Genomic DNA, 13050 nt, shown 5'->3' with positions numbered 1-13050 from the left:
TAATCTTCGCGTAGAAACTCATTCACAGTTTACTCACATCTATGGTTAATCAACCAGTTTATCCACACGATTCAAAAAAACGCTCTACCATCATCAGTTATGTTCTAGCCTGCTACTGAAGCTTTAATGTACAACAAGTTATCACTGAACTTTTATTGGTCAGTTTTTCATCTAAAAATCGATTGCTTCGACGTTATTTCGTTTATCAAGTTTAATTAACACACTTATCCACAATTTTGGTGGATAAGTAAACCCAACCTTTACGCTTCAAGGGCTAAAAAAAGTAAAGCACTTTCTAACAAAAATATTTAACTCAATGAGGCGATTTTGAGGTTGACAGAGTCTCATCCCGTCGATAAGATTCGCAGCGCTTAAACGCAATTCCCCCTTAGTTCAGTTGGTAGAACGGCGGACTGTTAATCCGTATGTCGCAGGTTCGAGTCCCGCAGGGGGAGCCAAATTCAGAAAAAAAGCTCAATCGAAAGGTTGAGCTTTTTTTCGTTTTCAACTGCGACTTGCTTGTTCCAAGCAAATGTCTCAGAGCTAGCCGCCCGCGTTGAGTCCCGACAAGGGGAGCCAAATTCAGAAAAAAAGCTCAATCGAAAGGTTGAGCTTTTTTCGTTTTCAACTGCGACTTGCTTGTTCCAAGCAAATGTCTCAGAGCTAGCCGCCCGCGTTGAGTCCCGACAGGGGGGAGCCAAATTCAGAAAAAGCCGTGTCGTAAGACGCGGCTTTTTCGTATCTAATGCTTCAGGTTTGTGCCAAACCAATGCCTCAGACCTAGCCGGCCATGTTGATTCCCGTAGAGGGAGCCATATTCAAGAAGATTGCAAGCCCTAACGATCGTTTCCCAACGTTTTGCGCAAACATTACCCACTGAGCAGTACTTACTCGTCATTGTTGGCGGCTGCGGCGACAGTCGAAGTTTCATGTGCATCAGTCAAATAATTTTGGTTTTCCTTTGCTATAAGCACTACTCAATTGCGGTGCAAAGTGAAGAAAAATGACTTCCGATCCGAGTAGACAGAAATCGAGTAGCTCAACAGAATGGAGATCTCGTTTATAAAACCAATAATACGAGTTTCAAAAAATAAAATAAAAATATGAGACAACGTGTGGAAAATAAGTACTTTGCCATGTGGCCCGCTTCTCAATACTCCAACGAAACATGTGTGCATTTAGCTGACTAAGCCGTATTGAAGGGTACCAACTATGAACTGCGTTGACTCAAAATTTCAATCTGATTGCTCTCAAGCCACATCGTGTGCAACTAGCCAATCTTTACGCTCACCGATAAAACCGACCTGCCAATCATTCGGCGGGTGCCTTGGGTGTCAAATTCATACTTTATCTGGATATGGAGGTTGCACAGCCTACGAGACTCAGCCTAAGGAACCCACCTGTTGCCTGCGCATATTAACCGTTTTGCGCGGTGAACGATTGCTTTGGCACAATGGTCAAGATCAACCGCTTGAACTGGAACCCGGTAAAAGTGTTCTTATTTTATCCACCGACCAGTTCAATGACGTTTTTATAAGTACAGAAGAAACCTTTGTTGAGATCGCCGACATTCGGTTTGAATGTCACTACTTGGGCAAGATTCATCACCAAATTCAAGAAGTGCTAAAAAATCGTAGCCTTGAACCTCTCGCTGACAATCGACCTTGGGTATTTGATACAAGCTTTGATATTCAGCGCTTTCTCAGTCAGCTCGATATCAATGAAACACCCCATACACCAGAGACAACAACACCCCTGTACACTGTTTCACAAGCCTATCAGTGTTTGTCAAAGTTACTAGGGCAGCTGGAGATGATTCAGCCAAACCGAAAGACTGATGATAGCGCGTGTTTGTCCAATCGAACTCTGAACAAGATCCGTAAAGCACATTCTTTAATCGAGCAAGAACCTGGCAAAAACTGGAGTATTGCAGAGCTATGCAAAGAAGTGGGTACCAATGAAACGAGCTTTAAACGAGGATTCAAGTTGCTCTTCAATACGACATTCTCCAAGCGGCTACAACAAACACGAATGGATATCGCTGCAACAGAACTCGAGTTCACTGACCAGCCTATTATAGATATCGTATACAAAGTAGGCTATTCAAGCCCTTCTCACTTCACCAAACTGTTTAAGCAACACTTTGGACAAAACCCTCTTCAATATCGTAAGTGCCGCCAAAGAGCCTGATATTACCCTTCTGTCTTTCCCTCTGGTAGCGAGTTGAGACCAGCCCCGGCGTACGTCGGGGTCTTTTTACTAGAGTGTTTGTACTAATGCAATAATAGACATAATAGCCAATAAGTGATAATGTTTCTCATTATCAAAAAATAATTATTAATAAAACTATGGCTTACTACCGTATTCCTTTCCACTTAGATCTCATGGAGGAGTCTATCCAAACCAATGGAAACATTGTATTTAAACATCCTAGATGTGAATTTTCCCTAAGGTGTAATCAACTTAATGATGATGTCGTGCTGAGCGAGTTCCATGGCCACTTCAGCTCTCCTATCCAACTCGATACACAAGACAAAACTGAGTTCGATTCCGTTACCATCATGCTCAACTTTGGCAATGCGGTTTACTATTATATCGACAGTTTAGCCACCCCTCGTATCCTCCCCAGCCAAGCATTGGCCTTGTGTTACTCTGATGCGAGAACAGGCATGTGCCGATACCAACCTCAACAAACCCATCTATTTGCGATACAGATGCCGAGAAAAGTGTTGATGGAATATCTGGATGTCATGCAAATCGGCGACGACATCCAAGATAGGCTTCGACGTAGGGAACCCTTTCTGACAATGAAGCCCGCAACGGAGGCATTCAAACGGTTCGCGGATCGCCTATCTCTAGCCTCTACGCTCAATGACACGCTGCACCATCACTTAGCCTACTCGTTTATAACGGAAGCCACACGATACCTGTTTGCAAATGATGATGTTCGATGTACACGTATAGACAATTGCAATGGTCTCGAAAGAGCCATCGATATCCTTGATAAAGAATACATGGTGCCCACTACTATCACACAACTGGCCCGACGAATTGGCACCAACGAAACATCACTCAAGCAGTGGTTCCGCAAAGAGCTAAACACCACGGTGCATCAATACATTGTGCAACAACGTATGGCCAAAGCAGCCGAGTTGTTAAGTATGCATGCGCTCTCCATTTCACATGTTGCGCAAGAGGTAGGCTATGCCAATCATGGCCATTTTGCCGCGGCATTCAAAAAAGAGTTCGGCTGTGCTCCCTCGGCTTATCCGTCAGAGTCCCCCTCGACACCGTATCGCCACACACTGTAAGTAACGCTTAACACAATAATTACGCCCGTTTGAAATCTAGATGCAGAAGAACAGATCTCATAAAAAGCCCTTTAAATACAGAGTATTAAACACATAAACCAAGAGATTGACAAATTCCCTCTAAAGGCTCGCGTTTGAATTTTACTCATTCATTGTCGAAAACGCCTATTCGCGCGTTTTTTTCCCCTGATTGAGTTAGCGCCTCGACGATGAGATTTGCACCATAGACGATAAAATCATTAATAGAAGGATTCCGTAAAATGTTCAGGCACCGTTTCTCACTTTCTCCGCTCTCACTGGCAGTGTTGACGGCAATGCTAAGTCCAGCCGTCGCTGCTAATGACCATAGTCAGGAAGTGATGATCATCGAAGCGACTAAGCAAGACATTCCCTTAGAGCGTGTCGACAATGCCATCTTAATCAAAACTGGTGAAGAGCTTGAGAAAGCGGGGATCCACGAAGTAAAAGATTTAGAGAAAGCATTTCCGGGTCTGATGATTCAGACACGAGGTAATCGCACGTATGCCAATACAACCGTACGAGGCGTTAGCTCACCAGACTATTATTCACCCACAATCAGTATCTACGTTGATGGTGTACTGCAAGACAGTGCATTCCTTACCCAGCAGTTATTAAACGTAGAACAAGTCGAACTACTCAGAGGTCCTCAAGGCACGCTATACGGAGGTAATGCTCAAGGTGGTGTCATCAACATTACGACAAAAAAGGCTACCGATGAGACCGCAGCTTCAGCAGGTGTTACCTACAGCAATCGAAGTCAACAGCTTGATGCCTCAGTCGCCGTCGCGATTAGCGAGGCAGCCTATGCTGATGTGGCAATCCGCTCATTAAAAGACGAAGGAAACATTCGTCATATTCCAAGCAATACCGATGATGCCAATGAAACCGAAGACTTTAGCGGTACTGCCCGATTCCACTATCTGCCTGAGCAATCACCACTCTCCCTCACTTTTTCAGTATCTTCTGCGCACTTAGACAGCCATGAAGAGTGGTATTTAACTCAACAAGAATATAACAACAAGGCGACCAGCCAAGACATCCCTGAACTTAAACGTGTCGTCAATAGCTATGCTTTAAATGTGGGTTACGATCTTGGGGCAACTCAGCTCACCAGTATCACGGCGTACCAGAATCGCAACGTTGACCGTCAGTTTGTCGGTGGCAAATGGGTGGAAGACCAAAACACCTTCAGTCAGGAGGTGCGCGCTAACACCCAATTCAACGATGACCTTTCAACATTAGTTGGTGGCTACTACGAGAATCGACGCTTTGATGCTAACTCGGGTGGTCAGAATGACATCAAGACCGATACCTATGCTCTATTTGGCCAAGCAACTTATGCGCTAACACAAAGTGTCGACCTTACTGGCGGGTTACGCGCATCAAGATTCTCCTCCGAGTCCGACTTTGGCGGTAACCCCGTCCGGAAGATTGACAGTTACCAATCGGACAAGTCGGAAAGTGTGGTTTCACCAAAAGCGTCGCTTGGCTGGCAAGTGGATGAAGATTCAAGAATATTTGCCTCATTAACCAGTGGTTACAGACCAGGTGGCTTTAGCTCAGTTCCACTCAGCTCAGGTGATAAGAATGGTTATGATGCGGAGAAGTCTCTAAATGGTGAATTGGGGTGGCGAACCATCTTGCTCAATCAAACGCTACACTTTAGTGGCGCTCTTTACTGGATCGACACCAAAGATATTCAATTGTACACTGGCACCCCCAACAGTCAGGTCCTAAGCAATATGGGCGATGCGCAAAGTCAGGGTATAGAGCTGGATCTTGCTTACTACCCCACAGACGATCTGACGCTGACACTAGGAGCTACCTTCGGTCAGTCGACATTCGAATCGGGCAACAATGGTATTCAAGGCAACACTCTGCCTTATGCACCGGATACAACCGCTGTCGCTGGGCTTGAGTATTACTTGCCTCAAACCTGGGTAGACGGCGATATTTCAATCATTACCAACGCACGATACACCTCAAAAATCTACTTTGATGAAAACAACACGGTGGCACAAGACGGCTATACTCTAGTTGACTTAGCTATTCAGTATGCCATCAATGACAATCTCTCTCTGCGCTTATTCAGTCATAACTTGACCGACAAAGAGTACGTCACCTATGCGTATACTTGGAGCAACACGCGCTACAGCAACTACGGTACAGCGCGAGAGGTTGGCTTGAACATGAAGCTAGAGTGGTAATGCCATGAACACCGCTCAAACGACGCTGGGCCTCAAACCACTATTGGCGGTTCTTGCTGGCGTATACACCATACAAAGCCTCGTTGGGATGTTTACACTGCAAGGTCTACCTGCCGTGTTGCGCTCTGAGGGTATCTCAACCTCTCAAATCGGCTTGTTTTATTTAGCGATGCTACCATGGGCGTTGAAATTCTTATGGGCACCCTATGTGGAAGCAATGCGAAAGCGTCGCGGACTGTTGAGCCATGGGAAACTGATTGGTTTTGCCCAATTAGGCGTTGTTGTCATCCTCACTGGAATGGCTTTAACTTCAGCGATACAGCTCCCCGCCCTGTTGTTTATCAGCGTGTTTGCTCTGGCTTTATTCTCTACTGTTGCAGATATCAGTACGGATGGCTTAGCGGTCGATCGATTGCCGCAAAGAAGTCGTCATTTAGGCAACTCAATGCAAGTCGGAGGCGCTTACATCGGTGCTCTATTTGGTGGTGGACTTTTCATCTATATGATGGGGGTCTACCAATGGCAAACGGCGCTGTATGTTCTGATGACACTCATTGTGGCGATGTCACTACCAACGATTGCATTGTTTCGTAAAGAGGTGCCTTCACCACAACTTCAAATCGAAACGTGCCACCCTTCATTGCGCAGAGCCTGGAACAGTTCCAGCGTTCGTTTGGGGTTACTCATGGTAGTAGTATGCCAAATAGGGACACGAGGCGTGCAATCAATGATGATGCCTTACCTGTTTGATCAAGGTCTTCAATTGACCGATCTAGGTGTACTTGCCGCAGGAGGTGGTGCCATCACTGGACTGATCGGGGTGCTAGTCAGTGCCATATTAATGAAACACTTTTCTGCTCGTACCATGCTGCTGACCTGTTTAAGTTTAGAAGCCTTGGTCTTCGCCTGTTTTTTCCTCGATACGCGAGAGCTCATCACAAGTACATTCCATTTACCGATCCTCTACGTGCTCAGCTCAGCAGTAGCCGCCGCGAAGTTTGTTGCCCTTTATACCCTGATGATGGAATGGGCATACGGCAAGCAAGCTGGTGTTGACTTCACCCTCTTCCAGTCCACAGACATGGCGGTTGCCATTCTGATGGCACTGGCAAGTGGCATTGTCATCGCCAACTTAGGTTATGGCGCCCACTATGGCATTGCGGTTATTGCAACTGTCATTGCTTTTGGGCTTGGTATTGTTCGCCTCTCTATACCAAGGTCATCACCTCAACCTCAAGTTACCTAATCCCATAACGCCCACCGATGGTGGGCAAATTTACCCTCTCTCTAAGCCACATGAACGCATGTGGCTTAGGGAGGCTCAACCTAAATTTGATAAAAGTAAGATGCCAACATGTCCAATAACACTGATCTAATTACCCAGTTTGAACAGGCGCTCTGCGATACTTATGCACTCTCTCATGCTGCTCTCAATGACGAAGAAAACATGTTCTCACTAGGCGTGGATTCAATGTTTTTAATGCGTATGGTCAGTCAGTTTAGGCGCGCAGGCTGTAAAGTTAGCCTCAAGCAGCTCTATGCCAGTCCAACACTAGGTGATGTGCGCGATCTACTTCGTTTACACGCAAGCGGTAAAAAACACCAGCAGGCGCAATCAGAAGTCTCGCCTGCCCGTTTGCCTAGTATGCTCGATGGTCAGCCGTTTCCGATGACACCAGTGCAGCATGCGTATTATGTCGGTCGCGACCCGAATCAGCCGCTGGGAGGCAACGGCTGTCACCTTTATCAAGAGTTTAATGGACGACAGCTCGATACCGTTCTCTTAGAACGCGCTCTAAACACTTTAGTCAAACGCCATCCGATGCTGAGCGTCGCATTTCAAAGCGATGGTATGCAACGCTGGCAAAGACCAACGAGTCCGATAAAGGTCATTTGTCATGATTTGACAGACATGCCTGCTGAGCAGGCAGACAGTGCCTTGCTCGACTTGAGAGCGAAACTTAGCCACCGTCCGTTAGACGTACAAAATGGCCAAACGATAGAATTTCACTGTTCTTTATTGCCTCAAGACCAATTCAGAGTGCATGTCAGCATCGATCTCTTGGTTATGGATGCCGCGAGCTTTAGCCTGTTTTTTAATGAACTGTCACAACTATTACAGGGCATGCCGTTATCGCCTCGCTCAAAGCACTATGATTTTTGCAGCTATCTGGCACAGGAGAAAGCGGAATTGGCTACTGTGCGCCAAGCCGCCAAACAATTCTGGTCCGAGCAAATAGACTCGCTACCTACAGCGCCAAAGTTTCCTTTGACAAATGAACCGCATCAAATTGGTAAGCCCCAGTTTCATCGTCGTCGCCATACTCTAAATCATGAGCAATGGGCGATATTTCAGAAACATGCTTCGGCACATCAAGTCACACCAACCATGGTATTGGCAACCGCTTATGCAGTCGTTCTCTCTAGGTGGAGCGGTCAAACCGATCTCCTACTCAATCTAACCTTGTTTGATTGCTACCCATTTAACGAAGATGTACAGCACTTACTTGCCGACTTCACCAACATTCTTTTGTTGGATATGCGCCTCGAAGAGAAAAGCATTGTCGAGTTGGCTCAAACACATCAACAACGCTTCGCAGAAGTCTATGAACATAGGCATCATTCTGGTGTAGAGGTTCTTCGAGAGCTGAAAAAAAAGGGAACCCATCCGCACGGCGCACCTATCGTCTTTACCAGTAACCTGAACCACTCCCTGTTCGGTGACGATGACTCATCGCCTTTGGGCGAACCTGGTTGGGGCATCTCACAAACACCTCAGGTCTGGCTCGATTTTGTCGCCTTTAAGCACAAAGACGGCATCATGTTGCAATGGGATAGCGTGGACGCACTGTTTCCGTCAGGCTTTATGGATAGTCTATTTGCAGCTTTTGTTCAGGTTGTCGAACATCTGGTTGCCAAAAACACAAACTGGTCAGAGCCTTTCCCTGAACTGTTACCGGAGCAACAGAAACGACAAAGGCAAGCTCGTACTCCTCTACCGACTCAACTGCCTGACGGGCTGCTTCACCAACGCATTTTTGATGTTGCTTCGCGCCACCCAAATGCGATAGCAGTCGTGCACGACGGGGAGACGATTAGCTTTGAAGCACTGACATTTCGTGCTCAATGCCTCGCCAACCTATTAATCAAAGCAGGCTTAGAAAAAGACGAACGTGTCGCGATCAGTATGGAGAAAGGTCCTGGCCAAATCATTGCTGCACTTGCCATTCTCTACGCAGGAGGCATTTATGTGCCTATTGCCCCCGACCAGCCTTTGAGCCGCCGACAAACTATATTAGATAGCGCGAATATCCGATTTGTATTGCGTTGTCAGAACACTCTCTCACGCTACGATTGGACAGATGCCGATCATATCGAGTGGCAAACCGCTATCGAGTCTCCGTTGCTATCTCCCCCTCATCGATGCACACCTGATGACACCGCGTACATCATCTATACATCAGGCTCTACGGGGATACCTAAAGGTGTCGTGATCTCTCATCAATCGGCTCTGAACACATGCATTGATATCAACCAACGGCACCAAATCAGCACAAAAGATCGCGTCTTGGCATTGTCTGCTTTGCACTTTGATCTGTCTGTTTATGACATATTTGGCGTGCTTTCAGCGGGTGGTGCCTTAGTCGTTCCACTTGAAACACAACGACGAGATCCTCTGGCTTGGGCAGCTCTAGTTGATAAGTACCATGTCACGCTTTGGAATACGGTACCCGCTCTGTTTGACATGTTTTTGACCTACTGTGAAGGTATGGGCCTCACGACTCCATCTCATCTCAGAACTGTGATGCTCTCAGGGGATTGGATCGATTTGTCTCTCCCTGAGCGCTACCGTAAGTTTCGCCCGCAGGGGACGTTCAGTGCCATGGGAGGCGCAACGGAAGCAGCCATTTGGTCAAATGAGTTTTTGGTCGATAAGGTTGATCCAATGTGGCGTTCCATTCCCTATGGCTACCCTTTAAGTAATCAAGCCTATCGAGTCGTTGATAGTGCAGGTCGTGATTGCCCTGATTGGGTAGTGGGTGAACTCTGGATTGGTGGCGTGGGGGTTGCGCAAGGTTACTGGAACGATCCTGAACGTACTGAAGCACAATTTATTGAAACTCATGACTCAGTCAGTGGCGAACGTCAGCGATGGTATCGGACCGGCGACATGGGATGCTACTGGCCTGACGGCACACTTGAGTTTTTAGGACGTCAGGACACTCAGGTCAAAGTCGGCGGCTATAGGATAGAGTTAGGTGATATTGACGCCGCACTTAATCGCATAGATGGTGTTCGTCACGGTGTGAGTTTAGCCCTCAGCCCTTGTGGGGGAAAAGATCGTCAATTAGAAGTGTTTGTTGTCGCTGAAGGCAATCAACTTTGCGCAAGTTCAACCCCAGACAACAGCCTGCCCAAAAGCTACAGCGATCTATTTCCTGCGTCGAGTCGTCCGGCGAACCAGCTTGGGGCAAACGAAGTCGCTCATTTTCTGCTCTATCACCTTTGCACCAGCATCCCTGCAAGTGAAGCATCACGTTCATTCGAGTCTTGGTGTCATGCTTATGGAGTAGCAGAAGGCTACCAGCCACTATTCAAGCAATGGTGGGCGTTACTCTGTCAGCAAGGTTTAGCTACGCAGTCAGAAACCCATTACCAATTGCACAACCCAACCGGTCAGTGTCCAAACTGGTTTGAAACACCTTCCGAGTTTACGCACAACAGCGAATTGCTGAAAGCCATCATGACAGGAAGCAAGCCAGCGCCAGCCCTGTTAGATAGCATACTCTCTCCTGAAGCGTTAATGACTCAAAGCCCCGCGTTTCAGGCGCAAATTGGTGCTCTTGCTCAAGGCATATCTAATCTGTCATCTCAACTTGGTCGCCCTGTCGTTCTCGCAGAGTATGAAGCCAGAAGCGGTCGAGTCGCGCACGCACTATTGGAACTGTGTGGTCCTGACACCCTTCACTACCACGCAATGGACACGTCTTTGTCCCTCGTTCAATCAGCCCAATCAAGATTAGCGCGCTTCTCTCATGCCAGCGTGCATCATTGGGATAACAAGGACAACCAGGAGTTGTTCGGTCAATCAGACATCGTTCTGCTCAATAATGTTCTTCACCGACTCACAGAGCCACAAGCAGGGCTCACCAACGCTCAAAAACTGCTGACGCCACAAGGCTTGATGCTGGTACTTGAAACTTCCGCGCTAGGAGAAGGTGCGCTTATCAGCGCTTTGGTCATGGACCCTGCCCTCTCAACACTCCCCACTCAGAGCGAACTGCTCACTTGGTTCCAAGATGCTGCCCTGCGTCTCGAGCATAAGCTAGATCAATGGCCTTTGATGGGTTATGCCCTACGTAATTTATCTCAGGTCCTAGTTCCTGATAGTGAAACTCTAAAAGCAAAACTGGCAGAGCTTTTACCTCAATATATGCTACCCAAACGCGTCCATTTCCTGACATCACTGCCACTGAGTCCAAATGGCAAGGTGGATCGCAAGCGATTGGCGCAAAACAATACATCAATGGACGAAGCGCCACCACTTGAATCACCGCTGCAAACTGAGAACGAACGCGTTTTGGCTCAAGTCTGGCAATCGCTTTTCCCCAAACAGACTTTTGACCGCCACAGTGACTTCTTCTTGCTCGGTGGCGACAGCCTGATGGCTACCCGCTGTATTGGCGCGTTGCAAAAGCTCGGATACATTGCCGATCTCCCTGATCTTTTCACTCACACAAGGTTAGAAAGCTTTGCCACCAAATTGACTCACGCTGAAGCTCAGAAACAGCCGGCCCAACTGATACCAAACCCAGAAGATCGCTACAGACCATTCCCAATGAACGAAGTACAAGAAGCCTATTGGATTGGCCGACAATCTGGTTTTGCTTTAGGGAATACAAGCGCGCAGTTCTTCGTTGAATTTCGTGTGTCTGAGTTTGATGCACCAAGATTTAATCAGGCGTTTAACCAACTGATTAACCGCCATGACGCACTGAGAACGGTCGTACGCAATCATCAGCAGCAAGTCTTAAGTGACGTTCCTGCTTTCTCAATCCAATGCCATACCTTCGCTGATATTGACTGTCATGAGGCCGACCTAATTCGCACTGAATTATCTCACCGAGTGAATGACCCCGCATTGTGGCCACTGTTCACAGTGGAAGCCCTTGTATCGCCAGAACACTCCGATGCTCGACTCTGTATCGGATTAGACAACATGATGTTGGACGGGCTGAGCATGCAGATTTTCTTCTCAGAGCTCGAAGCTTTGTATCTGAACCCAAGCATTCAGCTTCCGGCGATCGAACTGACATTCCGAGATGTGCTTCAGTGGCAGAGCAATCACCGCTCGCCTCAAGCAGAAGAGCATGCCAAGACCTATTGGCAGCAGCAACTGACTACTCTCCCGCCGGCAGCAACACTTCCATTGCAAGCCGACCCTGCAACTTTGAGTCGCCCGAAGTTTATACGAGCAGCTGGGACTTTATCGCCACATGAATGGCAAGCTCTCAAAACACAAGCAAGCCAGCAACAGGTAACACCATCCGTTATTTTAATGGGTGCATACGCTGCAACGTTAGCAGCATGGGGACGCCAGTCATCGCTAACCCTAAACCTGACTCTGTTTGATCGTCCTGATGTACACCCACAGATTAATCAGGTGATGGGTGATTTCACCACATTGCTCCTATTGGCTTGGCATCAGGAGTCTAATTGGCTCAGTAGTATCAAACGTCTGCAACAACAACTGGCTCAAGATTTAAAACACAGTAATGTCTCCGCCGTTTGGGTAATGCGAGAGCTCGCTCGTCAACAGCACTTATCCAGTGCAAGCATGCCCGTCGTGTTCACTAGTGCGCTGGGGACTTCCGATGGCGACTTTTTGTCGGATAAAGGCTGGCTAAAACCTGTCTGGGGTATCTCTCAGACACCTCAAGTCTGGCTTGACCATCAAGTCTATGAGTCCGAAGGAATGTTGTGTCTAAACTGGGACGCGGTTGAAGCACTATTACCTCAACCACTGCTGGATCAGATGTTTGGACACTATGTCGCATTGTTAAAAACACTGGCTAACCAACCTCAGAGCTGGTCCCAATCTTTGGACACTCTGCTGCCTGAACATTCGGAGCCGGTCACCTCTCCGATCCCCCATGCTACAGGTCAACCGTTGGTCTCTCAATCTAAGAGTAACCGAGGCAAACCAGAAAATGTGCAACGGATTCAGGCAGCCTTTGGTCAAATTGTCTCGACTCCGATTGGTGAAAACGACAACTTTTTCGATGCCGGGGCAAGTTCATTGCAGTTAGTCCAACTGCATGGGTTACTCACCCAGCAAGGCGATACGATCTCGGTTACAGACCTGTTTACTTATCCTTCACCAGCCTTACTTGCTGGCGCGTATGAGGTACCAACAAAGGGTTCTGAACCTCACTCTGCGCGCACCCAACGTCAGCAGAGGCAGACTCAACGCAAACTCACACGCCGACAACGCGTTAATTAAAGACTAG

5 protein-coding genes and 1 tRNA gene are annotated in these 13050 nt (G+C 47.5%); all 6 read left to right on the top strand.

Going from position 1 to position 13050, the window contains the following annotated elements; all coding sequences use genetic code 11:
* The first annotated feature begins 382 nt into the window (after positions 1-382).
* The 6 genes from KW548_06910 to KW548_06885 all read left to right on the top strand — a co-directional run bounded on the left by KW548_06910 (position 383) and on the right by KW548_06885 (position 13043).
* Positions 383-458: transfer RNA gene (locus KW548_06910), tRNA-Asn, on the top strand.
* A 754-nt stretch (positions 459-1212) separates the two neighbouring features.
* A complete protein-coding gene (locus KW548_06905) occupies positions 1213-2190 on the top strand; it encodes an AraC family transcriptional regulator (GenBank protein QXX07692.1) in 978 nt (325 codons plus the stop codon).
* 158 nt (positions 2191-2348) lie between these two features.
* Positions 2349-3311, top strand: a complete 963-nt coding sequence (locus tag KW548_06900) for a helix-turn-helix transcriptional regulator (GenBank protein QXX07691.1) — start codon at positions 2349-2351, stop codon at positions 3309-3311.
* 260 nt (positions 3312-3571) lie between these two features.
* A complete protein-coding gene (locus KW548_06895) occupies positions 3572-5539 on the top strand; it encodes a TonB-dependent receptor (GenBank protein QXX07690.1) in 1968 nt (655 codons plus the stop codon).
* A 4-nt stretch (positions 5540-5543) separates the two neighbouring features.
* The gene (locus KW548_06890) at positions 5544-6785 is read left to right on the top strand and encodes an MFS transporter (protein ID QXX07689.1); all 1242 of its coding nucleotides are present in this window, start codon (positions 5544-5546) and stop codon (positions 6783-6785) included.
* Between the two features lie 108 nt (positions 6786-6893).
* Positions 6894-13043 (top strand): amino acid adenylation domain-containing protein, encoded by a 6150-nt coding sequence (locus KW548_06885; GenBank protein ID QXX07688.1) that lies wholly within the window; start codon positions 6894-6896, stop codon positions 13041-13043.
* Positions 13044-13050 lie beyond the last annotated feature (7 nt).

The sequence above is a fragment of the Vibrio neptunius genome (assembly GCA_019339365.1).
In the GTDB taxonomy this organism is placed as follows: Bacteria; Pseudomonadota; Gammaproteobacteria; order Enterobacterales; family Vibrionaceae; genus Vibrio; species Vibrio neptunius.
This window is presented reverse-complemented; position numbering and strand designations above follow the sequence as displayed.